A 26295-nucleotide genomic window follows, 5' to 3' on the forward strand; every position below is an offset into this window, starting at 1 on the left:
CCCCCGGCGTCGGACGCTGCGTGGCGCAACGCCCGAGATGCTTAATCCACGCTGTAGTGGACGGATAACGTGCCTTTCTTCTGCGAAAGGGAGGCGATCGTGACTGTGCCCAAATCCTTCAGGCTGCGTACATGGGTGCCACCGCAACCGTAGGCCGGCAGTTCGCCAAAACCGATTTCCCGCGCGCCCTCGCGCAGCGAGGTCAGGCGCGGCAGATCGTGCTCGATCCACTGACTTATTCCGTGTTGAACGGTTGGTGCGTCGACTTCCTGAGCGGCATCGCCCGGCTTGAACTGCACCCGGCCTTCGTCTGGCCAGTGGTGCGCCTTGATCGGTGTCCAGCCCATGGCCTGGACGAAATGCCCGATCAAATGCCCGGCAGAATGCATGCGGGTGTTGTAGCGGCGACGTTGTTCATCGACGTGAATACAGGTCATGCCCAGTTTCACCGGACGATCGACGTAATGCACGATCCGGTCGGGTTCCTGCACCACGCGCAGCACTTGGCTTTCGCCGATCATGCCGGTATCACAAGGCTGGCCACCGCCTTGCGGGTGAAACAGGGTGGCGCGCAGCACCACGGCAAATTCGTTCTCGTGGGGCGTGCAGTCGAGGACTTCCACATTAGCCTTGAGGTCATCACTATGGAAAAAGAGGCGAAGCGTCATATTCCATGCCCTTATTAAAGTTTCTATTTTTATTATATGAATCGTGCAATAACGTGATAATCCGTTCAAACATCAAAGGACTTGTGCGCTGTGAGCATCAATCTACCGCTGCCACTGCTCGGTGAAATGGCGATTTTCGTCAAGGTCGTAGAGACCGGCAGTTTCTCCGAGGCTGCCCGCCAACTCGGTTCGTCGCCGTCCGCGATCAGCCGCAGCATTTCCCGTCTGGAAAAGGCCTTGGCCACGCGTTTGTTGCAGCGCACTACCCGCAAATTGCGCTTGAGTGACGGTGGCGAGGAAGTGTTCAAGCGCTGTCAGGAGATGGTCAGCGCCGCCAAATCGGTGATGGAGATCAGCGGGCAGTTCACCCACGAGGCGGAAGGGCTGGTGCGGGTCAGTGTGCCGAAAGCGGTCGGGCGTTTCGTGATTCATCCGCACATGCCCGAGTTTCTCCGGCGTTATCCCAAGGTCGATGTCGAGTTGCTGTTGGAAGACCGGCAGGTTGATTTGATTGACGATCATGTCGATCTGGCGATTCGCATCACTGATCGACCACCGGCCGGGCTGGTCGGGCGGCAGTTGCTGACCATCGACCATTTGCTCTGCGCCACTCCGCAATACCTGGCCGAACACGGCACCCCGACCCACCCGCATGACCTGCTTGATCACAGTTGCATCTATCTGGGGGAAACCCCGAGCGATGCACGCTGGAAATTCAAGAAGGGCAGTAAAGCGGTGACCGTCGGCGTGCGTGGTCGTTATGCCGCCAACCATACCGGCGTGCGGCTCGGGGCAGTGTTGCAGCACATTGGTATTGGCAGCTTGCCGTATTTCACCGCGCGCTATGCGCTTGAGCAGAAGTTGATTGTGCAGGTGCTGCCGGAGTGGACGTTCCTTGCTTCCTACCACGGTGGTCTGTGGTTACTGCATTCGCCGACGCGTTACCTGCCGCCGAAGCTGCGGGTATTCATCGATTATCTGGTGGAGTGCCTGGAGAAGGAGCCGACGTTGAGCAAGCCGGGGAAGGCGGGGGCGCCGAATAATCTGGCGATGGCGTATGAATTACCGGAGAGCGAGGGGCTGCTTTAAAAGCAAAAGATCGCAGCCTGCGGCAGTTCCTACACAATCCCTGTAGGAGCTGCCGCAGGCTGCGATCTTTTGATCTTCAAACCATTAAATCAGTGCTTGCTGTCCTGAGCAGACATCGCCATCAGCTGTTTTTCCTGATTCCAGTCGAACGGTTCGTCGTTCTGTTCGGCTTCGTAGCGACGTTCTTCCAGTGCCTGATACAGATCGATTTCTTCATCAGACAGATAGTGCAGGCAGTCGCCGGCGAAGAACCAGAGCAGATCCCGTGGAATCAGGTGGGCAATTTGCGGATAACGGGTAATCACTTGGGTCAGGATGTCCTGGCCCAGGTACTGGCTTTCGATCGGGTCGATCGGCAGGGACGCCAGCAGTTCGTCGAAGCGCTCCAGGAACAAGGCATGGCTTTCTTCGGGAACCTGTTCGGCCTCACCTACGGCGACCAGGATACTGCGCAGATGGTCGAGCAAAACAAGATGATCGGCAACGACGTTGGACACGAGATAAGTCCTCAAGAGCAAAACGGGCGCGGGAGTATAAAGCTCTCGCGCCCGTTTTTCATAAATAAACAGCTACACGGTCGTCAGGATCAGCGGACTTTACCCTCAGCCAGCTTCAGCTCTTCCTTGTCGAAATCATCGACGTCGATCACCTTGCGCCGTGCCGCTTCGGCATCGCGCAGGGTCTGCGTTTCCGCCGCTTGCAAAACCCCGGCCTCCAGTGCAGCGTCGATGGCGTGTTCGCCAGCCACCGGTTTGACCTGACCGCTTTTCAGCGCCGTGTGCAGTTTCTTGTGCAGCGGTTGCGCGGCAGTCAGCAGATCGCTGGCGTGTTGCAGAGCACCGACAGCGTCGTCGGCAGACTGCGGGCGATAGCAGCCGGCGAGCAATTCTTCGAGGGTCGGATCGCCTTTGGCGCGACCGATCACAGCTGCCACTTCGGCACCCAGTTTGTCCGAAGGGCCTTTGTGGCGACGACCGAACGGGAACACGATTACCCGCAACAGATAGCCGAACACTTTGTTCGGGAAGTTGCTCAGCAGTTCGTCCAGCGCTCGTTCCGACTGACCGAGGCTTTCTTCCATGGCCCAACGGAACAACGGCTCCATATGCGCCGGCGAATCCAGGTCGTGATAACGCTTGAGCGCGGCGGAGGCCAGATACAGGTTGCTCAGCACATCGCCCAGACGCGCGGACAGGCGTTCGCGACGTTTCAGTTCGCCGCCCAGCAACATCATGCTGAAGTCGGCGAGCATGGCAAATGCTGCGGCCTGACGGTTGAGTGCGCGGAAATAACCTTGGCTGATCCTGTCCCCAGGCGCATGTTCGAAGTGGCCGAAGCCCAGGTTCAGCACCAGGGTGCTGGCCGCGTTGCCAACGGCAAAACCGATGTGCTTGAGCAGCAGGCCATCGAACTCTTTCAGTGCCTGGTCCTTGTCCTCGCGGCCGGCGAGGGCCATTTCCTTGAGGACGAACGGATGGCAGCGGATCGCGCCCTGACCGAAGATCATCAAGTTGCGCGAGAGAATGTTCGCGCCTTCCACGGTGATGAAGATCGGCGCGCCGTTCCAGCTACGACCGAGGTAATTTTTCGGCCCCATGATGATCGCCTTGCCGCCGTGCACATCCATGGCGTGGCTGATGCACTCGCGGCCGCGTTCGGTCAGGTGGTACTTGAGGATCGCCGACAGCACCGACGGTTTCTCACCCAGATCCACCGCGTTGGCAGTCAGCATGCGCGCCGCGTCCATCATCCAGGCGTTGCCGCCGATGCGCGCCATCGCTTCCTGAATGCCTTCGAAAGCCGACAGCGGGACGTTGAACTGTTCACGAATCTGCGCGTACTGACCGGTCACCAGGCTGGTGAACTTGGCCGCGCCAGTGCCGACTGCAGGCAGCGAAATCGAACGCCCGACGGACAGGCAGTTCATCAGCATCATCCAGCCCTTGCCGAGCATTTCCTGGCCGCCGATGAGGAAGTCCAGCGGAATGAACACGTCTTTGCCCGAGTTCGGGCCGTTCATGAAAGCGGCACCCAGTGGCAGGTGACGACGACCGATTTGCACGCCGGCGGTATCGGTAGGGATCAGCGCCAGGCTGATACCGAGGTCTTCCTTGTCGCCCAGCAGATGCTCCGGGTCGTAGGCCTTGAAGGCCAGGCCCAGCAGGGTCGCGACCGGGCCGAGGGTGATGTAGCGTTTTTCCCAGTTCAGGCGCAGGCCGATGACTTCCTGGCCTTCCCATTCACCTTTGCAGATGATCCCGGTGTCCGGCATGGCGCCGGCATCGGAGCCGGCCAGCGGGCCGGTGAGGGCGAAGCACGGAATGTCGTCGCCACGGGCCAGCCGCGGCAGGTAGTGATTGCGTTGTTCGTCGGTGCCGTAATGCAGCAGCAGTTCGGCCGGGCCGAGGGAGTTGGGCACCATCACCGTGGAGGCGAGGTCGCCGCTGCGGGTCGCGAGTTTCATTGCCACTTGCGAGTGGGCGTAGGCGGAAAAGCCCTTGCCGCCGAACTCCTTGGGAATGATCAGGGCGAAGAAGCCGTGTTCCTTGATGTGGCTCCAGGCTTCGGGTGGCAGATCCATCGACTGGCCGATCTGCCAGTCAGTGACCATTGCGCAGAGTTCTTCGGTCGGGCCGTCGATGAAGGCTTGTTCCTCTTCGCTCAGTTGCGCTTTCGGATAGGACAGCAGTTTGTCCCAGTCCGGACGCCCGCTGAACAGTTCACCGTCCCACCAGACGGTACCGGCATCGATCGCGTCGCGCTCGGTCTGCGACATCGGCGGCAGGGTTTTCTGGAACCAGTTGAACAGCGGCGCGGTGAAGTGTTTGCGGCGCAGGTCAGGCAGCAGCAGAGGCGCGGCAACCGCTGCGAGCACGACCCAGAACACCAGCAGCAACCAGCCCGGAGCATGGCTGAAAATGCCCATCGCCAGCAGGTAAATGGCGACGATACCCAACGCGGGCAGGGGGGCGATGCGACGGTGGGCGAGGTACGCCACACCGACGATCAGAACCAGTATCCACAACAACAGCATATGTAATCCTCCGTGAACCAGGGCAAACCGACCCTCCAGAGCTTAGACGGCATCTGTAAAACGGGTTGGTCAGAACATGGTGATTGAACTTGTGGGAAACCCCGGATGGTTTTCGTAGGTTCGGTGGGCAACATCCGTGGGAAATCGTTCGCCGTTCCCGCGTCTTTGCGTCCATGTTTGGCCGAAACGTCGTTATCTCTGTGCTTGAGCTGTCGCTAGACTCGGGACTCACCCAGGAGAACATCGTCATGCGCGAGTATCTGAGTCCCGGCCGCTTCATCGATAGTGACCACCCGGCGGTGGTGGAGTTCGCCGAACAGCACCGGGGTGCCAGCCGCGACCCGCTCGCGCAGGCGATCAGTCTCTATTACGCCGTGCGTGAAGCGGTGCGCTACAACCCGTATACCTTCAGCCTCGACCCGCAGACCTTGTGTGGCAGTTACGCGCTGGGGGCCGGGGAAAGTTATTGCGTGCCCAAGGCCACGTTGCTCGCCGGGTGTGCGCGGCATTGCGGCATTCCCGCGCGCATTGGTCTGGCCGATGTCAGGAATCACCTGTCGACCCCGCGTTTGCTGGAGCTGTTGCGCAGTGATGTGTTCGCCATGCACGGCTACACCGAACTGTTTCTCAACGAGCGCTGGGTCAAGGCCACACCGGCCTTCAACCAGAAGCTCTGCGAATTGTTCAACGTTGCGCCGCTGGAATTCGACGGGATCAACGACAGCGTTTTCCACCCGTACAACCGTGATGGCGCGCTGCTGATGGAATATCTGGTCGATCACGGCCAGTTCGCCGATGTGCCGGAGCGATTCTTTTTCGAACACCTGGAAAAGTGCTACCCGCATCTGTTCGGCGAACACCGGGCGACGGTGCTGGGCGATCTGCAGAGTGATTTGAGCCGTGCCTGATCCGGCGTATGCTGCTTGCCCACGCATTGGAAAAGAGGCGGTCATGCTGAAGATCTGGGGACGGAAAAACTCATCGAATGTCAGGAAACCACTGTGGGCCGCCGAAGAGCTTGGCCTGGCCTACGAGGCGATTGACGCCGGTGGTGCCTTCGGTGTGGTAGACACGCCCGAATATCGGGCGATCAACCCGAACGGTCGGGTACCAGTGATCGAGGACGACGGCTTCGTGCTGTGGGAATCCAACGCCATCGTGCGTTATCTGCTGGCCAAACATGCGCCAGACACTGCGTGGTACTCGGCTGACCCGCAGGCCCGGGCCATCGCGGACAAGTGGATGGACTGGACCACCTCCAGTTTTGCCGGGCCGTTTCGCACGGTGTTCTGGGGCGTATTGCGCACACCGGCAGACAAGCAGGACTGGCCGGCGATCAACGCAGCAATCAAGGAGTGCACAGCGCTGCTGTCCATGGCCGATCAGGCCCTCGCCCGCCAGCCGTATCTGTCCGGCAGCGACATCGGCATGGGCGATATTCCGCTGGGCAGTTTCATTTATGCCTGGTTCGAGATGCCCATCGAGCGTGCCTCGCAGCCGCATCTGGAAGCCTGGTATGCACGGTTGAAGCAGCGTCCGGCGTATCAGAAAGCGGTCATGACCGCGTTGACTTGATAATAACTATCGACACACTTGACTGTACTTGTGTGGCGGCGGCAAGCACCATTGCGTTCACGCGCCGTGGTTGTTTTGTCCGCCGCCCGGCCCAATCTTTCCTCTTCTTCCCTTCTTGGTGCGTAAATCCGATATGAGTTCCGCTCTGTCCATCCGGCAGCTAACCAAAACCTACGGCAACGGGTTCCAGGCCTTGAGTGGTATCGATCTGGACGTCGCCGAAGGTGACTTTTTCGCCTTGCTCGGCCCTAACGGCGCTGGCAAATCCACGACCATCGGCATTCTCTCGACCCTGGTCAACAAGACCAGCGGCACGGTGAATATCTTCGGTCACGACCTGGACAAGAACCCCGCCGCGCTCAAGCGCTCGATCGGCGTGGTGCCCCAGGAATTCAACTTCAACCAGTTCGAAAAGACTTTCGACATCGTCGTGACCCAGGCTGGTTACTACGGCATTCCGGCGAAAATCGCCAAGGAACGCGCCGAACAGTACCTGACCCAGCTCGGCCTGTGGGACAAGCGCGATGTGCCCTCGCGTTCGCTGTCCGGCGGCATGAAGCGCCGACTGATGATCGCCCGCGCCCTGGTGCATGAGCCGCGCCTGCTGATCCTTGATGAGCCGACCGCTGGCGTCGACATCGAACTGCGTCGCTCGATGTGGACGTTCCTCACCGAGCTGAACCAGAAAGGCATCACCATCATCCTCACCACGCACTATCTGGAAGAGGCTGAGCAGCTGTGCCGCAACATCGGCATCATCGACCACGGCACCATTGTCGAGAACACCAGCATGAAACAGCTGCTGGGCCAGTTGCACGTCGAAACCTTCCTGCTGGATCTGAAAAACGACTTGAACGCCGCGCCGCAATTGCTCGGCTATCCCGCCCGGTTGCTCGATGGCCATACCCTGGAAGTCCAGGTCGACAAATCCATGGGTATCACCGCGCTGTTCACCCAGTTGGCGCAGCAGAACATCGAAGTGCTGAGCCTGCGTAACAAAACCAATCGCCTCGAGGAGCTGTTCGTGTCTCTGGTAGAGAAGAATCTGTCGAAGGTGGCGGTATGAGTTCCGAGTTCCGTCCCAACCTCGTCGCCCTCAATACCATCGTGTATCGAGAAGTCCGCCGCTTTACCCGGATCTGGCCGCAGACGCTGCTGCCGCCGGCGATTACCATGGTTTTGTATTTCGTGATCTTCGGTAACCTGATTGGTCGGCAGATCGGCGACATGGGTGGCTTCACCTACATGGAGTACATCGTGCCGGGGCTGATCATGATGTCGGTGATCACCAACTCCTACGGCAACGTGGTGTCGAGCTTCTTCGGCAGCAAGTTCCAGCGTTCCATCGAGGAACTGATGGTCTCGCCGGTGTCGCCGCACACCATCCTGATCGGCTACACCGTTGGCGGCGTGCTGCGTGGCTTGATGGTCGGGGTCATCGTGACGATCCTGTCGCTGTTTTTCACCCATCTGCAGGTGCATCACCTCGGCGTGACCTTGCTGGTGGTGATCCTGACCGCGACGATCTTCTCGCTGCTGGGCTTCATCAACGCGGTGTTTGCGCGCAACTTCGATGACATTTCGATCATCCCGACGTTTGTGCTGACCCCGCTGACCTACCTCGGTGGCGTGTTCTACTCGATCACCTTGCTGCCGCCGTTCTGGCAGACCGTGTCGCTGGCCAACCCGGTGCTGCACATGGTCAACGCGTTCCGTTACGGCATTCTTGGCGTGTCGGATATCCGGATCGGCATCGCGATCACCTTCATGCTGGTGGCGACGGTGGTGTTGTATCTCGGTTGTGCGCGGTTGCTGGTGAGTGGGCGCGGGATGCGGACCTGATCCAATGTGGGAGCGAGCCTGCTCGCGAATGCAGACAACACAAAACTAAACGGCCTCCCACTGCGGAGGCCGTTTTGCATTCAGCGCATGCGGTTTTTCTTGCGCCGCGCCCATTGCCGCGCCACCCACCAGCGCCAATAGAGCATCACCGTGAAGTAGGCGAGGATGCCGAGTAGCAGTCCGCATACCACCGACCCCAGCAAAAACGGCTGCCACATGGTCGAGAGCTCTCCGCTGACCCATTCCCAGGTCAACGAATCGGGCAGGGTACGGGCAGGCACATTCATCAACCAGGCCCCGGCCTGATAAGTGCAGAAAAATACCGCCGGCATGGTGATCGGGTTGGTCAGCCACACGAGGCTGACGGCAATCGGCATATTGCCGCGCACGGTGATTGCCAGTGCGGCGGCTACCAGCATCTGCGCCGGAATCGGCAGGAACGCGGCGAACAGGCCGACGGCCATCGCCCGGGCCACCGAGTGACGATTGAGATGCCAGAGGTTCGGGTCATGCAGCAACTTGCCGAGAAAGCGTAAGGATTTGTGTTCCCTGATGCTCGTCGGGTCGGGCATGTAACGTTTGAATAAGCGCCGGGGCATAAGGCTTCTCGGTCGGTTAAGGCGGCAAGTATGTCTGGATTCTACGAAGCGCCCATTCAGACTTTGTGACAATTGTTGACGACGCTTGTGCTCCACGCCAGCTAAGCATAGTGAGGGGACTCTCAAGGACAGGCTTATGCGCACAGGGATGATGGCGCTGGCAGCCGGTTTGCTGGTTGCAGGTTTTTTGCCGGTTTTACCGCCGGTCGGGTTGATGATGTTGTTGCCCATGGTGGGGCTGATGTTGCTGCCGTTTCGCAGCTATCCCTTGGCGTTTCTGCTGTTCGGTTTCACTTGGGCCTGCGTCAGTGCGCAGTGGGCGCTGGATGAGCGATTACCGGCGCAACTTGACGGTGAAACCCGCTGGGTCGAGGGGCGGGTGGTCGGCTTGCCGCAAACCAGCGAGGGCGTGGTGCGTTTCGAGTTGGCCGATGCCCGCTCGCGCCACGACAGGCTGCCGTCGTTGATGCGTCTGGCGTGGTACGCCGGGCCAGCGGTCAAAAGTGGCGAGCGCTGGCGTCTGGCAGTGAAACTCAAGCGCCCCGGCGGTTTGCTCAATCCCGATGCCTTCGATTACGAAGCCTGGCTGCTGGCGCAACGCATCGGCGCGACAGGTACGATCAAGGATGGTCAGCGCCTTGCCGAGGCAAACTGGGCGTGGCGCGACGGCATTCGCCAGCGCTTGCTGGCAGTCGATGCACAAGGGCGGGCTGGTGCATTGGCGGCGCTGGTGCTGGGTGATGGCTCCGGGCTCAGTCGCGAGGACTGGCAGATCCTGCAGGACACCGGCACCGTGCATCTGCTGGTGATTTCCGGCCAACACATCGGGATGTTGGCGGCGGTGATGTATCTGCTGGTCGCCGGGCTGGCGCGCTACGGCTGGTGGCCGCTGCGTTGGCCCTGGCTGCCATGGGCCTGTGGGCTGGCGTTTGCCGCGGCGCTCGGTTACGGCTTGCTTGCCGGGTTTGATGTGCCGGTGCAACGGGCCTGTGTGATGGTCGGGCTGGTACTGCTGTGGCGTCTGCGATTTCGCCATCTCGGCGCGTGGTGGCCGCTGTTACTGGCGTTGAATGCGGTGCTGTTGCTCGACCCGTTGGCCAGTTTGCGTCCCGGTCTATGGTTGTCGTTCGCCGCTGTGGGGATTTTGATTTTCACCTTCGGTGGTCGACTCGGTGCGTGGAAATGGTGGCAGACCTGGACGCGGGCGCAATGGCTGATCGCGCTGGGTCTGTGCCCGGTGCTGCTGGCGCTGAATCTGCCGGTCAGCCTCAGCGGACCACTGGCGAATCTGCTGGCGGTGCCGTGGGTCAGCCTGTTGGTGCTGCCACCGGCGCTGCTCGGCACGCTGTTGTTGCCGGTGCCTTATGTCGGTGCGGGGTTGTTGTGGCTGGCGGGTGGCTTGATCGACTGGCTGTTTCGCGGCTTGTCGATGATTGCCGGGGCCTGGCCGGCGTGGATCTCGCCGTCGCTGCCGTGGTGGGCGTTGTTGCTCGGCAGTCTCGGCGCCTTTTTGCTGCTGTTGCCGCGCGGAGTGCCATTACGACCGCTGGGCTGGCCGTTGCTGCTGATTCTGGTGGCGCCGCCTCGCGAGCGGGTGGCCGAGGGGCTGGCCGATATCTGGCAGCTCGATGTCGGTCAGGGCCTGGCGATCCTGATCCGTACGCGTCATCACACGTTGCTCTATGACGCCGGTCCACGCTTCGGCGATTTCGATCTGGGTGAGCGAGTGGTGCTGCCGACGCTGCACAAACTCGGGGTCGAGCGCATCGATCTGATGCTGCTCAGTCATGCCGACGCCGACCATGCCGGTGGTGCGCTGGCGGTATCGCGGGGCTTGAAAGTGACTCGGGTGATCAGCGGCGATCCGCCGGGCCTGCCCGCCATACTGCGGGCCGAGGCCTGCGAAACCGGGCGGCAGTGGCAGTGGGACGGGGTCCGTTTTCAGCTGTGGCAATGGTCGGCCGCCAATGACAGCAATCAGCGCTCCTGCGTGTTGCAGATCGAGGCCAATGGCGAGCGTCTGCTGCTGACCGGCGATATCGACATCGCCGCCGAACGGGTTCTGCTCGACAGTCCGCTGGCCGTGCCGACGCACTGGCTGCAGGCGCCGCACCATGGCAGTCGCAGTTCCTCCTCGATGGCGCTGCTTCGGGCATTGAAGCCGCATTCGGTGCTGATCTCCCGGGGCCAGGGTAATTCGTTCGGTCATCCGCACCCGCTGGTGCTCGCGCGTTATCGTCAGCAAGGGCTGCGCATCTACGACAGCGCGCAGCACGGCGCCATTCAACTGCGCCTGGGCAGCTTTCAGGCGCCGTGGCTGATGCGTCAACAACGGCGTTTCTGGCGTTGAAACACCATTGATCGCGGGATCGCCGAATGTGGCATCAGGTCGTCGGGGCAGCGGGTCTTAATCGCGAACCGGTATGGTAAAGTGGCGCACTTTTTCGAGGGGACTGTCACTGTGTGGGAATTGGTCAAATCCGGCGGCTGGATGATGTTGCCGATCATTCTGAGTTCCATCGCGGCCATGGCGATTGTCGCCGAGCGTCTGTGGACCCTGCGCGCCAGCCGCGTCACCCCCGAGCATCTGCTGGGTCAGGTCTGGGTCTGGATCAAGGACAAGCAGCTCAATAAAGAAAAACTCAAGGAACTGCGCGCCAATTCGCCGCTGGGTGAAATCCTCGCCGCGGGCCTGGCCAACTCCAAGCATGGTCGCGAGATCATGAAGGAATGCATCGAAGAAGCCGCCGCGCGGGTGATTCACGAGCTCGAACGCTACGTCAACGCGCTGGGCACGATTGCCGCCATGTCGCCGTTGCTGGGCCTGTTGGGCACGGTACTGGGCATGATCGACATTTTCAGCGCCTTCACCGGTTCCGGCATGACCACTAACGCCTCGGTATTGGCCGGTGGTATCTCCAAGGCGCTGATCACCACGGCGGCGGGCCTGATGGTCGGTATTCCGTCGGTGTTCTTCCACCGTTTCCTGCAGCGCCGCATCGATGAGCTGGTGGTGGGCATGGAGCAGGAGGCGATCAAACTGGTCGAAGTGGTGCAGGGCGACCGTGACGTCGATCTGGCCGGGGACAAAGCGTGAAATTCCGTCGCAAACCCCGGGAAACGATCGACATCAACCTCGCGTCGCTGATCGACGTGGTGTTCATCCTGTTGCTGTTTTTCGTCGTGACCACCACCTTCACCCGCGAGACACAGTTGCGCGTCGATCTGCCGGAATCGGTCAGCGGTTCGCCCGCCGAAGACCAGCAGCTCAAGCAACTGGATGTCGCGATCAGCGCCGAAGGCGTGTTCTCGGTGAACAACAGGATTCTGCCGAAGAACGACCTGGCAACCCTGATGGAAGCCATGCAGAAAGAAGCCAACGGTGACACCAACATGCCGTTGTCGATCAGTGCCGACGGCAAGACCCAACACCAATCGGTGATCACCGCCATGGACGCGGCCGGCAAGCTCGGTTTCAGCCATCTGCGCATGACCACGGTCGAGGCGGCGCCCAAATCCTGATGAGCCTGTCCGATCGTTTGCTCGCCGCGTGGTATCAGGGGCATCCGGCCCTGACGCTGCTGCGGCCGCTGGAAATGCTCTACCGCCGCGTGGTGGTCAACAAGCGTCAGCGTTTTCTCGACGGTGAAGGCCAGATCTATCAGCCACCGGTGCCGTTGATCGTGGTCGGCAACATCACGGTGGGCGGCACCGGCAAGACACCGATGATCCTGTGGCTGATCGAGCATTGCCGACGCGCCGGTCTGCGGGTTGGTGTGGTCAGCCGAGGTTATGGCGCCAAACCGCCGCAACTGCCGTGGCGGGTCACCGCTGAGCAGAGCGCCGAGATCGCGGGCGACGAGCCGCTGTTGATCGTACAGCGCACTGGCGTACCGCTGATGATCGACCCTGATCGCAGCGCGGCGGTCAAAGCCTTGCTCGCCAGTGAACCACTGGACCTGATCCTCTCCGACGATGGCATGCAGCATTACCGCCTGGCGCGGGATCTGGAGCTGGTACTGATCGACGCTGCCCGTGGCTTGGGCAACCAGCGCTGCCTGCCGGCCGGTCCGTTGCGCGAGCCGATCGAGCGCCTGCAAAGCGTCGATGGCGTGCTGTTCAACGGTGCCACTGCGGATCGTGAAGACGGTTTTGCCTTTCACCTGCAACCGACCGCACTGGTCAATCTGCGCAGCGGCGCGCGCAAGCCGCTGGCGCATTTTGCGCCCGGTCAATGGGTGCACGCGGTGGCCGGGATCGGCAATCCGCAACGTTTCTTCAATACCCTCGAAGCGCTAGACTGGCGAGCAGTCCCCCATGCGTTTGCCGACCACGCCGAATACAGCGTGCAGGCCTTGAATTTCACACCGTCATTGCCGTTGGTGATGACCGAAAAGGACGCGGTGAAGTGCCGTGCCTTCGCAGCAGACGACTGGTGGTATCTGGCCGTCGATGCCGTGCCGTCACCGGCCTTCGTGGCCTGGTTCGACACCCAGTTGATGCGCCTGTTGCCCGATCGTCTTTTGCCTTAACTCTTTATCCAGGGAATGTTCATGGACACCAAATTGCTCGACATCCTCGCGTGCCCGGTCTGCAAAGGCCCGCTCAAGCTCAGCGCCGACAAGACCGAATTGATCAGCAAGGGCGCCGGCCTGGCCTATCCGATCCGCGACGGCATCCCGGTGATGCTCGAAAGCGAAGCGCGTACCTTGACCACTGACGAGCGTCTGGATAAATGACCACTGCTTTCACCGTTGTCATCCCGTCGCGTTACGCCTCGACCCGCCTGCCGGGCAAACCGCTGCTGGATATCGCCGGCAAGCCGATGATCCAGCATGTCTGGGAACAGGCGAGCAAAAGCAGCGCCAGCCGTGTGGTGGTCGCGACTGACGATGCGCGCATCGTCGAAGCCTGCAAGGCGTTCGGCGCTGAAGTGGTGCTGACCCGTGAAGATCACAATTCCGGCACCGATCGTCTGGCTGAAGTCGCCGCCAAACTGGGCCTCGAGCCTGACGCGATCGTGGTCAACGTGCAGGGTGACGAGCCGCTGATCCCGCCAAGCGTGATCGATCAGGTTGCCGCCAACCTCGCCGCCCACACCGAAGCGCGCATGGCCACCCTGGCCGAGCCGATCGAAGACGTCGAAACCCTGTTCAACCCGAACGTGGTCAAGGTCGTCAGCGACCTCAATGGTCTGGCGCTGACCTTCAGTCGCGCGACCTTGCCGTGGGCCCGCGATGCGTTCGCCAAAAATCGCCAGCAGTTGCCGGAAGGTGTGCCGTACCGTCGTCACATCGGCATTTATGCCTACCGCGCCGGGTTCCTTCAGGACTTCGTGAGCTGGGGCCCGTGCTGGCTGGAAAACACTGAATCCCTCGAACAACTGCGTGCTCTGTGGCACGGCGTGCGGATTCATGTGGCCGATGCGTTGATCGCGCCGCCGACCGGTGTCGACACCGCTGAAGATCTTGAGCGCGTTCGTCGCCTGCTGGAGGCCTGATGCGCGTCCTGTTCGTGTGCCTGGGCAACATTTGCCGCTCGCCCACCGCTGAAGGCGTGTTGCGCCACAAACTGCGCGAAGCAGGGCTGGCGGATCAGGTCGAAGTGGCCTCCGCCGGCACCGGTGACTGGCATGTCGGCAATCCGCCGGACAAGCGCAGCCAGGCTGCGGCCAAACTGCGTGGTTACGACCTGTCGGCGCAACGTGCGCAGCAGGTCAGCCGTGCCGATTTCGCCAGTTATGACCTGATTCTGGCCATGGACAACAGCAACCTGCGCAACCTCAAGGCGCTGCAACCGTCCACCGGCAAGGCCGAGCTTGACCTGTTCCTGCGCCGTTATGCCGGTGTGGTCGATGAAGTGCCGGATCCATACTACGACGGCGATCAGGGTTTCGAGCAGGTGCTGGATCTGATCGAGGCAGCCTGTGACCAACTGTTGATCGAAGTGAAGGGTCGGTTATGAGTTTGCAGGTGCAACCACAGGTTTCGCTGAAACCGTTCAACAGTTTTGGTGTGGACGTTCGTGCGCAGTTGTTCGCCGAGGCCCACAGCGATGCCGACGTGCGCGAAGCCTTGGCCTATGCGACTGCCCATGACGTGCCATTGCTGGTGATCGGCGGCGGCAGCAACCTGCTGCTGACGGCTGATATCCCGGCGCTGGTGCTGCGCATGGCCAGCCGTGGCATTCGGCTGATCAGCGATGACGGCAGCCGCGTGGTGATCGAGGCTGAAGCCGGCGAACCGTGGCATCCGTTTGTGCAACACACCTTGGCGCTGGGATTTTCCGGTCTGGAAAACCTCAGTCTGATTCCCGGCACCGTTGGCGCGGCGCCGATGCAGAACATCGGTGCCTACGGCGTCGAGATCAAGGATGTGTTCGCCGGGCTGACCGCGCTGGATCGCCAGACCGGCGAGCTGCGCGACTTCAGCCTGGAAGAATGCAACTTCGCCTACCGCGACAGCCTGTTCAAGCAGCAGCCGGGGCGTTGGCTGATCCTGCGGGTGCGCTTCAAGCTTGATCGAGTTGCCCACCTGCATCTGGAGTACGGCCCGGTGCGTCAGCGCCTGACCGAGCAGGGCATCGAGCAACCGACGCCCACCGACGTCAGCCGCGCGATCTGCAGTATCCGCAGCGAAAAATTGCCGGATCCGGCCGTGCTCGGCAATGCCGGCAGTTTCTTCAAGAATCCGCTGGTGTCGGCGGCGCTGGTCGAGCAGATCAAGGCGCAGCACCCGGATCTGGTGGCCTATGCGCAAGCGGACGGGCAAATGAAGCTGGCCGCCGGCTGGTTGATCGAGCGCGCTGGCTGGAAGGGTTTCCGTGAGGCCGATGCTGGCGTGCATAAATTGCAGGCGCTGGTGCTGGTCAACTACGGCTCCGCGACCGGCCTGCAATTGCTCGATCTGGCGCAACGCATCCAGAAAGATATTGCCGAACGTTTCAATGTCGAGCTGGAAATGGAGCCGAACCGTTATTGAGGCTACGCTTTCCAGAAGCCATCCAAAGCCCTGCACTGAGCAAAAAGTGCAGGGCTTTTTTGTTAACGGTGGGTTAACTTAGCCAGCTAACGATAACCGTCATTTGCTCCACCAAAGGCCCGGTGCAGACGTTCGCGTCGGCACAAGAGAGCCTGTGCCAACCACATATCAGTCAGCGATGACCCTGTGGCGAGGGAGCTTGCTCCCGCTGGGGCGCGTAGCGGCCACGCTTTCAAGAAGGGCCTGCTCCGCAATCCAGCGGGAGCAAGCTCCCTCGCCACAGGATCAGTATTCAGCTTCACTGATGTGTATCGGCCGATTAGCCTGAGTCGATCTGCGTGAACCACCGCCAGTTCTGCTCGACCCCATAACCACCAAGAATATGCGGGCGTGCCCATGATTACCCTGAAACTCAATGGCCAGGATCACCCACTGGACGTCACCGAAGACATGCCGCTGCTCTGGGCAATCCGTGACGTCGCCGGATACAACGGCACCAAATTCGGCTGCGGCATGGGCCTGTGCGGCGCCTGTACCATTCACATCGATGGCTTGCCGGCGCGCAGTTGTATCACGCCGATCGGTTCGGTGATCGGGCAGAACGTCACCACCATCGACAACCTGCACGCCGATCCGGTGGGGCAGGTGGTGCAGCAAGCCTGGCTCGACAGCGCCGTGGCGCAATGTGGTTTTTGTCAGGGTGGGCAGATCATGTCCGCCACCGCGTTGCTCAAAACCAATCCGAACCCGAGCGACGAGCAGATCGAAGAGGCAATGGTCGGCAACATTTGCCGTTGCGGCACTTACAACCGGATCAAGACCGCGATCCGCCAGGCCTCCACTCACTTGAAGGAGGCCAAGGCATGAGCCGCTTGCCGAATGATTTCGCCCTGAGCAATCTCAGCCGTCGCGGTTTTCTCAAAGGCGTCGGCGCCACGGGCGCATTGGTGCTGGCCGCGAGCTGGGGCTGGCAGGATGCGTTGGCTGAAGACAAACCGAAGAAGTTCGGTGCCGACGGCATGCCCAATGGCTGGATCGACGATCCCAAGGTCTACGTCAGCATTGCCGCGGATGGCACGGTCACCGTGGTCTGCAACCGCTCGGAAATGGGCCAGGGCGTGCGCACCAGTCTGAGCATGGTGGTCGCTGATGAACTGGACGCCGATTGGGCCAAAGTCAAAGTCCAGCAAGCGCCGGGTGACGAAGTACGTTTCGGCAACCAGGACACTGACGGTTCACGCAGCATGCGTCACTGGTATGAGCCGATGCGTCGTTGCGGCGCGGCGGCCCGGACCATGCTCGAACAAGCCGCCGCCGCGCAGTGGCAGGTGCCGGTGGGCGAGTGCCAGGCGCAGTTGCACAAAGTCTTGCATAAACCGTCCGGTCGCGAGCTGGGTTACGGCGAACTTGCCGCTGCAGCCAGTGCGCTGGCGGTGCCGGCCCGTGACAGCCTGCGCCTCAAGCAGCCGTCAGAGTTTCGCTACATCGGCAAGGAAGGCACCAAAGCCATCGACGGTGCCGACATCGTCAACGGGCGCGCGGTGTACGGCGCCGACGTGCATTTCGACGGCATGCTCTACGCGACCATCGCGCGTCCGGCGGTGTATGGCGGCAAGGTCAAGTCGCTGGATGACAGCGCAGCGCTGAAAGTCCCTGGCGTGCTGAAGGTCATGCAGATCGAAAGCCGCCCACTGCCTTCGGAATTCCAGCCACTGGGCGGTGTAGCGGTGATTGCCAGCAATACCTGGGCAGCGATCAAGGGTCGTGAGGCGCTGAAAATCGAGTGGGACGACGGCCCTAATGCCAGTTATGACTCGATCGCTTATCGCAAGGAACTGGAAGCGGCGTCGCGCAAACCCGGCAAAGTGGTGCGCAACACCGGCGATATCGACAAAGCCCTGAGCGGCGCAGCGAGCAGTCTCGAAGCGTCCTACTATCTGCCGCATCTGGCGCAGGCACCGATGGAGCCGATGGTTGCCATCGCCCGCTACAACAACGGCGTGTGTGAGGCGTGGGCGCCGAGTCAGGCGCCGCAGGTAACTCGCGAGCGCATCGCCGAGCGCCTCGGGCTGCCGTTCGACAATGTCACCTTTAATGTCACGCTGCTCGGTGGCGGTTTCGGCCGTAAATCCAAGCCGGATTTCGTCGTCGAAGCGGCGATCCTCGCCAAAGAGTTCCCCGGCAAAGCGGTGCGGGTGCAATGGACGCGCGAGGATGACATCCACAACTCGTATTTCCACACGGTGTCCGCCGAGTACCTGAAGGCCGCCGTTGGCAAGGACGGCATGCCCTCCGGCTGGCTGCATCGCACGGTGGCGCCGAGTATTACGGCGCTGTTCGCTCCGGGCATGAACCATGAGGCGGCGTTCGAACTGGGCATGGGCTTTACCAACATGGCCTACGCGATTCCCAACGTGCGTCTGGAAAACCCCGAAGCCACGGTGCACACCCGGGTCGGCTGGTATCGCTCGGTGTCGAACATTCCCCACGGTTTTGCGATCCAGAGTTTTGTCGATGAACTGGCGCACAAGGCCGGTGTTGATCCGCTGAAATACCAGATCAGGTTGCTCGGCCCGGATCGGCAGATCGACCCGCGTACCCTGAGCGAGGAGTGGAACTACGGCGAATCACCCGAGCGCTATCCGATCGACACCGGACGCATGCGCACGGTACTGGAGACCGCCGCCAAGGCTGCCGGCTGGGGGCGCCAATTGCCGAAAGGACGCGGCCTCGGCCTGGCGGTGCATTACAGCTTCGTCACCTATGTGGCGGCGGTGATCGAAGTCGAGGTCAAGGACGACGGCACGCTGATCGTGCACAAGGCTGACATCGCCGTCGATTGTGGGCCGCAGATCAATCCTGAACGCATTCGCTCGCAGTTCGAAGGCGCCTGTGTGATGGGCCTGGGTAACGCGGTGCTGGGTGAAATCAGCTTCAAGGACGGCAAGGTCCAACAGGACAACTTCCATATGTACGAAGTGGCGCGCATGTCGCTGGCGCCGAAGGAAGTTGCCGTGCATCTGGTGACGCCGCCGGGCGACGTGCCGCTGGGTGGTGTCGGTGAGCCGGGCGTGCCGCCGATTGCGCCGGCGCTGTGCAACGCGATCTTCGCCGCCACTGGTCAGCGCATCCGCAACTTGCCGGTGCGTTATCAGTTGCAGGGCTGGCAGAAGGCGCACGCGTAATGGACAGCGTCGACCTCAACGTCCTGCGCAGCGTGCTCGAGTGGCGCCGCGCCGGGCAGCGAGTGGTGCTGTTCAGCGTGGTGCAGACCTGGGGCACCGCGCCCCGGGCACCCGGCGCGATGCTCGCGTTGCGCGAGGACGGCGTGGTGATCGGCTCGGTGTCGGGCGGTTGTGTCGAGGATGACCTGATCGCCCGCCTGCACGACGGGCGCATTGCCAGCGACGGCCCGCCGGTACAACTGATTACCTATGGCGTCACTCGCGAGGAGGCGGCGCGTTTCGGCTTGCCCTGTGGCGGCACGCTGCGTCTGACCGAGGAGCGGGTCGGTGATCCGGCGTGGGTCGCGGAGTTGCTGGCGCGTTGTGAAAACCATGAGATTGTCGCCCGTCAGCTGAACATCGAAACCGGTGAGGTTGTGCTGTCGGCGGCGAGCAAATCCGATGTGCTCGAATTCGACGGCAAGACCCTGCGCGCCATTTATGGTCCACGCTGGCGTCTGTTGTTGATCGGCGCCGGACAGCTGTCGCGTTACGTGGCGGACATGGCGCGGCTGCTGGATTTCGAGGTGCTGATCTGCGATCCGCGTACCGAGTTCGTCTACGGTTGGGAAGAGCACCACGGTCGCTTTGTCCCGGGCATGCCGGATGACGCGGTGTTGAGCATTCAGACGGACGAACGCACGGCCATCGTTGCGCTGACCCACGATCCGCGCCTGGACGATATGGCGCTGCTCACCGCACTCGATTCACCCGCGTTTTATGTCGGTGCTCTCGGATCGCGGGTCAACAGTCAGAAGCGCCGGGACAATCTGGCTCAGCTGGGCTTGTCACCCGAGGCGATCAACCGTTTGCACGGGCCGATCGGTTTGCACATCGGCAGCCATTCACCGGCGGAAATTGCCCTGTCGTTGTTGGCGGAGATCGTCGCGATCAAGAACGGCGTCGAGTTGAAACAGAAGTAAGTTGTGGAGGCGTCATGAGTCGATCCATCGCAGTGATTGTGCTGGCGGCGGGCGAGGGCAGTCGCTTTCGTCAGGTTGCGGGTGACGACAAGGACAAGCTGCTGGCCGATTGCACCGGGCGTGATGGTGCGGTGCGTTCGGTGATCGAGCAGGTATTGCTGAATCTGCCGGCCGGTCTCGACAAGCGGGTGCTGGTCACCACCGAAGCGCGGCCGCAGGCGATGCGCATGGCGCAGGCCTATGGCTGTGAGGTGGTCTCGATTGATTCGAGCGGGATGGGTGACAGCATTGCGGCGGGCGTTGCGGCTTGTCCGGAGGCGGATGGCTGGTTGATTGTGCTGGGGGATATGCCGTTTATTTTGCCGTCGAGTATTGAGCGGGTGGTGGCGGCGATTGCCGAGGATGCGGTGAGTGTGCCGGTGCAGGAGGGCGAGTTTGGGCATCCGGTGGGGTTTGGGCGTTCTTTTGGGCCGGCGTTGCAGGCGTTGAGTGGCGATCGCGGGGCCAGACCGTTGTTCAAGCAGGGGCGGGTGGTTGAAGTGGTGGTGGATGATCCCGGGGTGTTGTGGGATATCGATGTGCCTGAGGCGTTGGTGTTCACTCAATCCTGAGCCCTGCATAAATCCTCTGTAGGAGTGAGCCTGCTCGCGATAGCGGTGGGTCAGTGTCATTTGTGGAGGCTGATACACCGCTATCGCGAGCAGGCTCACTCCTACAAGGGGTCGGGGTGATGCTTGAATTGGATGAGATAAAAAAGCCCCGCCTGATTGCTCAGGCGGGGCTTTTTATTGGCTTTCGGAATCAGACGAGCGGTTTAGGCTCGTGTTCTTTTTCCTGGGCCTCTTGGTGATGCTCGGCCGCGTCCTGAACGGAGCGTGGTGCTTCGGCGATCACAGACTCAACCACCGCTTCTTCAGTCACGGAAGCAGCAACCTCTACGACTTCAGCAGCTGGAGCAGCAGCGGCAGCCAGTTCGGCTTCCTTCTGCAGACGCTCGGCTTCACGCTTGCGGCGACGCACTTCACGTGGGTCGTTTGGCGCACGGCCGTTTGGCGTCAGGGCGCTGACCGGAGCGGCTTCAACCACTGGAGCAGGGGCTTCAGCAACCACAGGCGCTTCGACGACCGGTGCTTCAACCACTGGCGCTGGAGCAGGTTCGGCCACTTCAACCACTGGCGCGGCGGCCTTGGCTTCTTCAACCACCGGGGCTTCTGCTACTGGCGCTGGCGTTTCAGCGACGGCAGGCTCGGCAACCCAGTTGAAGGCGGTCTGTTCTTCGCGAACTTCACGCACGGTTTCGGTCACGGTTTCAGCGACGGTTTCAGCAACCGGCTCTGCGACCACAACTGGCGCCTCGACAACCGGAGCAGGCTCGGCAGCGACTTCAGCCTGAGGCTGAGCTTCGCGAACCGGTGCCACTTCGACTTCCGGAGCAGCAACCACTTCCACTGGGGTGGTGGCTTCAACGACCGGCGCTTCCACTGGAGCAGTTTCCAGAGTGGCGGCGGTGGCGCGTTCAGCTTGCTCGTGTGCCTGTGCTTCGGCTGGAGCGCTGATCACGCTGCTGGCAACAGCGGCGGTCACGGCCAGGCCGGCAGCCAGATCGGCAGCGCTTGGTGCTGTTTCAGCGTTTTCGCCGGACTCGGACTCTTCCGAACCTTCGATCACGTTGCCGTTGGCATCACGCTGACGCTCGCGACGGTTGCTGCGACGACGCTGACCACGGGAGCGACGACGTGGACGATCGCCTTCGGCGTTGTCCTGACCATCTTCCGACAGTTGCTCTTCGCCGGTGATGACTTCTTCTTCGGCTACCGCAGCAGTCTGTTCGGCACGTGGTTGACGCTCTTCACGCGGTGGGCGTGGGGCGCGTTCTTCGCGTGGCTGACGGGCTGGACGCTCTTCTGCGACAACAGCGGCAGCGGCAGCAGCTACGGGTGCGGCCGGAGCGGCGTCCAGTGGCTCGCGCAGTTCACGGACACGCTCTTCACGCTCGCCACGTGGCTTGCGGTCTTCACGTGGCGCACGTGGTGCACGTTCTTCACGCGGAGCGCGTGGTGCGCGTTCTTCGCGAGCGGCTGGCGCTTCGGTGCGGGTTTCACGCGGCTCACGGGCTTCACGAGGCTGACGCTCTTCACGCGGCTCACGTGGTGCGCGCTCTTCACGCGGTGCACGTTCTTCGCGCGGCTTGCGCTCTTCATCGCGGCGACCGTTACGGTTGCGGCTCTGCTGACGACCGTTGCGACGCTCTTCGTTGCGGGCCGGACGCTCGGTGGCCGGTTTTTCAACGACGACCGGAGCGGCTGGCTCTTCTTTGGTCGCGAACAGGCTGACCAGCGATTTCACCAGGCCTTTGAACAGACTTGGCTCTGGCGCGGCAACCGGGGCAGGTGCAGCGGCGGCAGGCGCGGCGACTTCGGTCGGCACCGGAGCGTTGGCGCGGGCCGGAGCAGTCTTGACCGCGGCTTCCTGGCGAACCAGGGTACGGGTCGCAGCGGCTGGCTGGACTTCTTCGACTTCGGCAGCGGCAGCAGCGATTTCGTAGCTGGACTGGTTGGTCGCAGCTTCCGGGCTGTCGTCACGCAGACGCTGAACTTCGAAGTGCGGGGTTTCGAGGTGATCGTTCGGCAGAATGACGATACGGGCACGGGTGCGCAGTTCGATCTTGGTGATCGAGTTGCGTTTTTCGTTGAGCAGGAACGCGGCGACCGGGATCGGCACCTGAGCGCGCACTTCGGCAGTGCGGTCTTTCAGGGCTTCTTCTTCGATCAGGCGCAGGATTGCCAGCGACAGCGATTCAACGTCACGGATGATGCCGGTGCCGTTGCAACGCGGGCAGACGATGCCGCTGCTTTCGCCCAGCGATGGACGCAGGCGCTGACGGGACATTTCCAGCAGGCCGAAGCGCGAGATGCGGCCGATCTGCACGCGAGCGCGGTCGGCTTCCAGGCATTCGCGGACTTTCTCTTCCACGGCGCGCTGGTTCTTGGCAGGGGTCATGTCGATGAAGTCGATGACGATCAGGCCGCCGATGTCGCGCAGGCGCAACTGACGGGCGATTTCTTCGGCGGCTTCAAGGTTGGTCTGCAGCGCGGTTTCTTCGATGTCGCTGCCTTTGGTGGCGCGCGCCGAGTTGATGTCGATGGACACCAGGGCTTCGGTCGGATCGATGACGATGGAGCCGCCGGAAGGCAGTTCGACGACGCGCTGGAAAGCGGTCTCGATCTGGCTTTCGATCTGGAAACGGTTGAACAGCGGCACGCTGTCTTCGTACAGCTTGATCTTGCTGGCGTACTGCGGCATCACCTGGCGGATGAAGGTCAGGGCTTCGTCCTGGGCTTCAACGCTGTCGATCAGCACTTCGCCGATGTCCTGGCGCAGGTAATCGCGGATGGCGCGGATGATCACGTTGCTTTCCTGATAGATCAGGAACGGCGCGGAGCGATCCAGCGAGGCTTCTTTGATGGCGGTCCACAGTTGCAGCAGGTAGTCGAGGTCCCACTGCATTTCTTCGCTGCTGCGGCCCAGGCCGGCAGTGCGCACGATCAGACCCATGTCGGCTGGAGCAACCAGACCGTTCAGCGCTTCACGCAGTTCGTTGCGCTCTTCGCCTTCGATGCGACGGGAGATACCGCCGGCACGCGGGTTGTTCGGCATCAGCACGAGGTAACGACCGGCCAGGCTGATGAAAGTGGTCAGGGCGGCGCCCTTGTTGCCACGTTCTTCTTTTTCGACCTGAACGATGACTTCCTGGCCTTCGCTCAGGACGTCCTTGATGTTGACGCGGCCTTCAGGGGCTTTCTTGAAGTATTCGCGGGAGATTTCTTTGAGGGGCAGGAAGCCGTGGCGCTCGGAGCCGAAATCGACAAAGGCAGCCTCAAGGCTTGGTTCGATGCGAGTGATACGGCCTTTGTAGATGTTGGCCTTTTTCTGCTCGCGTGCACCGGATTCGATGTCCAGGTCGTAGAGGCGTTGGCCATCTACCAGTGCAACACGCAACTCTTCGGGTTGAGTTGCGTTAATCAGCATTCTTTTCATGTAGTACCGTCGGTTTCCGGGCTGCCGGAAACGGCGTTCGGCACACACGACTTCTCACGGTCGGTGTCAGGTGCGTCGGGAGTGGTTGGCCATTCCCGTGTCCAGCGATGTCAGGCCAATTGGGCCGATATCGCGACGTACGCGTCCTGCTTGCTGTGGCTACTTAAGCACTCAGTCAGGAGGAGGAATCAACCAGCGGCTGTGGACGAGATGAAGCGTCTTGATAAAGCCTATTGCTACACAGTCCGGCGGTTGTGCATCTCCACCCTACACGTATCCCTGATAATTCGGGTGCTGCCGCGCGCAGAATCCGCAGCGGGTTGGCATTTACCGTGAGCTCCGAAAGGGGAGGTCACGCATCATGGCTAATTCAGGCGATGTTTCCGAAGCCTTCGCTCGGGGTCATCTGCAGCTGACTGCACTTTGTGAACTGGCCTCGAATATTTGCCTGTCAGGCGAGTGAAAACTCTGCTCGACGGTGTAATTCAGGCCTCATGTCACCTGCGCTTGTTACAACTGCAAACTCCACCGTTACGTAGCGAAAGCCCCGTAGGACGGCCTCGCGTCCTGGTGAATTGCGTTGGTCAGGGCCGGTTTTTGACCGTGGTTCCGCTGTCCAGGCCGCTTTTGGCGGCGTTCGCGACTATAGCAGCAATGATTAAGTGCTTCAATTCCATAAAAATTGTTATCATCCGCGACATGACAACTACTGCCCCTTCGACTCCAGGCGTTCAACTGCTTGAAGTCTCGCCGGAGTATGCCGGCCAACGAATCGACAATTTCCTCCTTGCCCGGCTCAAAGGCGTGCCCAAGACCTTGATTTACCGCATTTTGCGTAAAGGCGAAGTGCGTGTGAACAAGGGGCGGATCAAGCCCGAATACAAGCTGCAGGCCGGCGATATCGTGCGCGTGCCGCCGGTTCGCGTGCCTGAGCGCGACGAGCCGGTGCCATTGGCCCAAGGTCTGTTGCAGCGCCTGGAAGCCTCGATTGTCTACGAAGACAAAGCCCTGATCGTGATCAACAAGCCCGCCGGCATTGCGGTTCACGGCGGCAGCGGCTTGAATTACGGTGTCATCGAAGCCTTTCGTCAGTTGCGCCCCGATGCCAAGGAACTGGAGCTGGTTCACCGTCTCGACCGTGATACCTCCGGTCTGTTGATGATCGCCAAGAAGCGCAGCATGTTGCGCCACTTGCACGCCGCATTGCGCGGAGACGGCGTCGACAAGCGCTACATGGCACTGGTTCGCGGCAACTGGGCGACTTCGATCAAGCAAGTCCGTGCGGCGCTCGGCAAGAGCAATCTGCGCTCCGGCGAGCGCATGGTCGAGGTCGACGAGGAGGAGGGCAAGGAGTCGGTGACCGTGTTCAAGGTCCTGCGCCGCTTTGGCGACTTTGCCACCCTGATCGAAGCCAAGCCGATCACCGGCCGTACGCACCAGATCCGCGTCCACACGTTGCACGCCGGGCACTGCATTGCCGGTGACACCAAGTACGGCGATGACGGTTTCAGCAAGGAAATCCGTGATCTGGGCGGCAAGCGCCTGTTCCTGCACGCCTACATGCTGACCGTGCCGCTGCCTGATGGCGGTGAGCTCAAGTTGCAGGCACCGGTCGATGAAATGTGGGCCAAGACCGTGGAGCGATTGAGTGCGCCCATCTGATTACAAGCTGCTGATTTTCGATTGGGACGGCACCCTCGCCGATTCCATTGGTCGGATTGTCGAGGCGATGCATTCTGCGTCCGGGCGTTCCGGTTTCGAGTTGCGCGATGATTTTGCCGTCAAGGGCATCATCGGTCTGGGCTTGCCCGAGGCGATCCGCACCTTGTACCCGGAGATCAGCGATGCCGAGATGACCTTGTTTCGCGAGTACTACGCCGATCACTACATCGCGGCAGAAGCCGTGCCTTCGCCGCTGTTCGAGGGTGTAGTCGAGTCGATGGCGTCCTTTCGTGAGCAGGGTTTTCATCTGGCGGTCGCGACCGGCAAGAATCGTCGCGGACTGGATCGGGTGCTGAAGGCCAATGGCTGGGAAGATTTTTTCGATATCACCCGCGCCGCCGACGAGACGGCGAGCAAGCCGCATCCGTTGATGCTGGAGCAGATTCTCGACCACTGCGGCGTGCATCCCGAGCAGGCGCTGATGGTCGGGGACTCGTCCTTTGATCTGCTGATGGCGCGCAATGCAGGCATGGCCTCTGTGGCGGTCAGCTACGGCGCGCAGTCGATTGACTCGCTGCAGCAGTTCGAGCCGCGCCTGTCGATCGACCATTTTAGTGAGTTGCATGCCTGGCTGGGGCAGCAGGCCAAATAAGTTTTTTCT

24 protein-coding genes are annotated in these 26295 nt (G+C 61.3%); 19 read left to right on the top strand and 5 right to left on the bottom strand.

Features of this window, described 5'->3' with window-relative positions; genetic code table 11:
- Nucleotides 1-41: 41 nt before the first annotated feature.
- Nucleotides 42-668 carry an alanyl-tRNA editing protein gene (locus JFU48_RS15305; RefSeq protein ID WP_201136865.1) on the bottom strand — a complete coding sequence of 209 codons (627 nt, stop codon included), beginning with the start codon at nucleotides 666-668 and terminating at the stop codon, nucleotides 42-44.
- Nucleotides 669-758: 90 nt separating this feature from the next.
- On the opposite strand from JFU48_RS15305, the gene JFU48_RS15310 reads away from it, so the two are divergent.
- Nucleotides 759-1757, top strand: a complete 999-nt coding sequence (locus tag JFU48_RS15310; RefSeq protein ID WP_045122588.1) for a LysR family transcriptional regulator — start codon at nucleotides 759-761, stop codon at nucleotides 1755-1757.
- An 89-nt stretch (nucleotides 1758-1846) separates the two neighbouring features.
- Here JFU48_RS15310 and JFU48_RS15315 read toward each other — a convergent pair whose 3' ends face one another.
- Complete coding sequence (locus tag JFU48_RS15315; RefSeq protein ID WP_003227100.1) at nucleotides 1847-2254, bottom strand: PA2817 family protein; 408 nt, start codon at nucleotides 2252-2254, stop codon at nucleotides 1847-1849.
- Between the two features lie 89 nt (nucleotides 2255-2343).
- A complete protein-coding gene (locus JFU48_RS15320) occupies nucleotides 2344-4791 on the bottom strand; it encodes an acyl-CoA dehydrogenase (protein WP_201136866.1) in 2448 nt (815 codons plus the stop codon).
- Nucleotides 4792-5039: 248 nt separating this feature from the next.
- Between JFU48_RS15320 and JFU48_RS15325 the strand changes: the two genes are divergently transcribed.
- The 4 genes from JFU48_RS15325 to JFU48_RS15340 all read left to right on the top strand — a co-directional run bounded on the left by JFU48_RS15325 (nucleotide 5040) and on the right by JFU48_RS15340 (nucleotide 8208).
- Nucleotides 5040-5699 (top strand): transglutaminase-like domain-containing protein, encoded by a 660-nt coding sequence (locus tag JFU48_RS15325; RefSeq protein ID WP_201136867.1) that lies wholly within the window; start codon nucleotides 5040-5042, stop codon nucleotides 5697-5699.
- Between the two features lie 43 nt (nucleotides 5700-5742).
- Nucleotides 5743-6366 (top strand): glutathione S-transferase family protein, encoded by a 624-nt coding sequence (locus tag JFU48_RS15330; protein WP_201136868.1) that lies wholly within the window; start codon nucleotides 5743-5745, stop codon nucleotides 6364-6366.
- 133 nt (nucleotides 6367-6499) lie between these two features.
- Entirely contained in the window at nucleotides 6500-7432 is a 933-nt protein-coding gene (locus tag JFU48_RS15335; RefSeq protein ID WP_003227092.1) for an ABC transporter ATP-binding protein, read from the top strand.
- Nucleotides 7429-8208, top strand: a complete 780-nt coding sequence (locus JFU48_RS15340; protein ID WP_003227090.1) for an ABC transporter permease — start codon at nucleotides 7429-7431, stop codon at nucleotides 8206-8208. Before JFU48_RS15335 ends, JFU48_RS15340 begins: the two co-directional genes overlap by 4 nt.
- An 80-nt stretch (nucleotides 8209-8288) precedes the next feature.
- On the opposite strand, the gene JFU48_RS15345 is transcribed toward JFU48_RS15340, so the two are convergent.
- Complete coding sequence (locus JFU48_RS15345; RefSeq protein ID WP_003227088.1) at nucleotides 8289-8807, bottom strand: DUF2062 domain-containing protein; 519 nt, start codon at nucleotides 8805-8807, stop codon at nucleotides 8289-8291.
- Nucleotides 8808-8943: 136 nt separating this feature from the next.
- On the opposite strand from JFU48_RS15345, the gene JFU48_RS15350 reads away from it, so the two are divergent.
- The 12 genes from JFU48_RS15350 (at nucleotide 8944) to JFU48_RS15405 (ending at nucleotide 20545) form a co-directional block, all read left to right on the top strand.
- On the top strand, nucleotides 8944-11157 hold the full coding sequence (locus JFU48_RS15350; protein ID WP_201136869.1) for a DNA internalization-related competence protein ComEC/Rec2: 2214 nt from the start codon (nucleotides 8944-8946) through the stop codon (nucleotides 11155-11157).
- 111 nt (nucleotides 11158-11268) lie between these two features.
- Nucleotides 11269-11904 (top strand): MotA/TolQ/ExbB proton channel family protein, encoded by a 636-nt coding sequence (locus JFU48_RS15355; protein WP_003227083.1) that lies wholly within the window; start codon nucleotides 11269-11271, stop codon nucleotides 11902-11904.
- Nucleotides 11901-12329, top strand: a complete 429-nt coding sequence (locus tag JFU48_RS15360; protein WP_025112998.1) for an ExbD/TolR family protein — start codon at nucleotides 11901-11903, stop codon at nucleotides 12327-12329. The genes JFU48_RS15355 and JFU48_RS15360 overlap by 4 nt, the downstream gene beginning before the upstream one ends.
- A complete protein-coding gene (lpxK, locus tag JFU48_RS15365; RefSeq protein WP_201136870.1) occupies nucleotides 12329-13339 on the top strand; it encodes a tetraacyldisaccharide 4'-kinase in 1011 nt (336 codons plus the stop codon). Before JFU48_RS15360 ends, lpxK begins: the two co-directional genes overlap by 1 nt.
- 21 nt (nucleotides 13340-13360) lie before the next feature.
- Entirely contained in the window at nucleotides 13361-13546 is a 186-nt protein-coding gene (locus JFU48_RS15370) for a Trm112 family protein (RefSeq protein ID WP_003179363.1), read from the top strand.
- Nucleotides 13543-14307, top strand: a complete 765-nt coding sequence (kdsB, locus tag JFU48_RS15375; protein ID WP_103522244.1) for a 3-deoxy-manno-octulosonate cytidylyltransferase — start codon at nucleotides 13543-13545, stop codon at nucleotides 14305-14307. Before JFU48_RS15370 ends, kdsB begins: the two co-directional genes overlap by 4 nt.
- On the top strand, nucleotides 14307-14771 hold the full coding sequence (locus tag JFU48_RS15380; protein ID WP_003227075.1) for a low molecular weight protein-tyrosine-phosphatase: 465 nt from the start codon (nucleotides 14307-14309) through the stop codon (nucleotides 14769-14771). The genes kdsB and JFU48_RS15380 overlap by 1 nt, the downstream gene beginning before the upstream one ends.
- Nucleotides 14768-15787, top strand: coding sequence for a UDP-N-acetylmuramate dehydrogenase (gene murB, locus JFU48_RS15385; RefSeq protein ID WP_201136871.1), 1020 nt, complete (start codon nucleotides 14768-14770; stop codon nucleotides 15785-15787). The genes JFU48_RS15380 and murB overlap by 4 nt, the downstream gene beginning before the upstream one ends.
- A gap of 396 nt (nucleotides 15788-16183) precedes the next feature.
- Complete coding sequence (locus JFU48_RS15390) at nucleotides 16184-16654, top strand: (2Fe-2S)-binding protein (RefSeq protein ID WP_003227073.1); 471 nt, start codon at nucleotides 16184-16186, stop codon at nucleotides 16652-16654.
- On the top strand, nucleotides 16651-18972 hold the full coding sequence (locus tag JFU48_RS15395; RefSeq protein ID WP_201136872.1) for a xanthine dehydrogenase family protein molybdopterin-binding subunit: 2322 nt from the start codon (nucleotides 16651-16653) through the stop codon (nucleotides 18970-18972). Before JFU48_RS15390 ends, JFU48_RS15395 begins: the two co-directional genes overlap by 4 nt.
- Nucleotides 18972-19934, top strand: coding sequence for an XdhC family protein (locus tag JFU48_RS15400; RefSeq protein WP_201136873.1), 963 nt, complete (start codon nucleotides 18972-18974; stop codon nucleotides 19932-19934). The genes JFU48_RS15395 and JFU48_RS15400 overlap by 1 nt, the downstream gene beginning before the upstream one ends.
- Before the next feature lie 14 nt (nucleotides 19935-19948).
- Complete coding sequence (locus tag JFU48_RS15405; RefSeq protein ID WP_103484739.1) at nucleotides 19949-20545, top strand: nucleotidyltransferase family protein; 597 nt, start codon at nucleotides 19949-19951, stop codon at nucleotides 20543-20545.
- A 190-nt stretch (nucleotides 20546-20735) separates the two neighbouring features.
- Here JFU48_RS15405 and rne read toward each other — a convergent pair whose 3' ends face one another.
- On the bottom strand, nucleotides 20736-23972 hold the full coding sequence (rne, locus tag JFU48_RS15410; RefSeq protein ID WP_201136874.1) for a ribonuclease E: 3237 nt from the start codon (nucleotides 23970-23972) through the stop codon (nucleotides 20736-20738).
- Between the two features lie 699 nt (nucleotides 23973-24671).
- On the opposite strand from rne, the gene rluC reads away from it, so the two are divergent.
- Entirely contained in the window at nucleotides 24672-25634 is a 963-nt protein-coding gene (rluC, locus tag JFU48_RS15415; protein WP_007950779.1) for a 23S rRNA pseudouridine(955/2504/2580) synthase RluC, read from the top strand.
- The gene (locus tag JFU48_RS15420; RefSeq protein WP_201136875.1) at nucleotides 25621-26286 is read left to right on the top strand and encodes an HAD-IA family hydrolase; all 666 of its coding nucleotides are present in this window, start codon (nucleotides 25621-25623) and stop codon (nucleotides 26284-26286) included. The genes rluC and JFU48_RS15420 overlap by 14 nt, the downstream gene beginning before the upstream one ends.
- Nucleotides 26287-26295: the final 9 nt, after the last annotated feature.

Origin of the sequence: Pseudomonas sp. TH49 (assembly GCF_016650625.1) — a bacterium.
GTDB lineage: Bacteria > Pseudomonadota > Gammaproteobacteria > Pseudomonadales > Pseudomonadaceae > Aquipseudomonas > Aquipseudomonas fluorescens_H.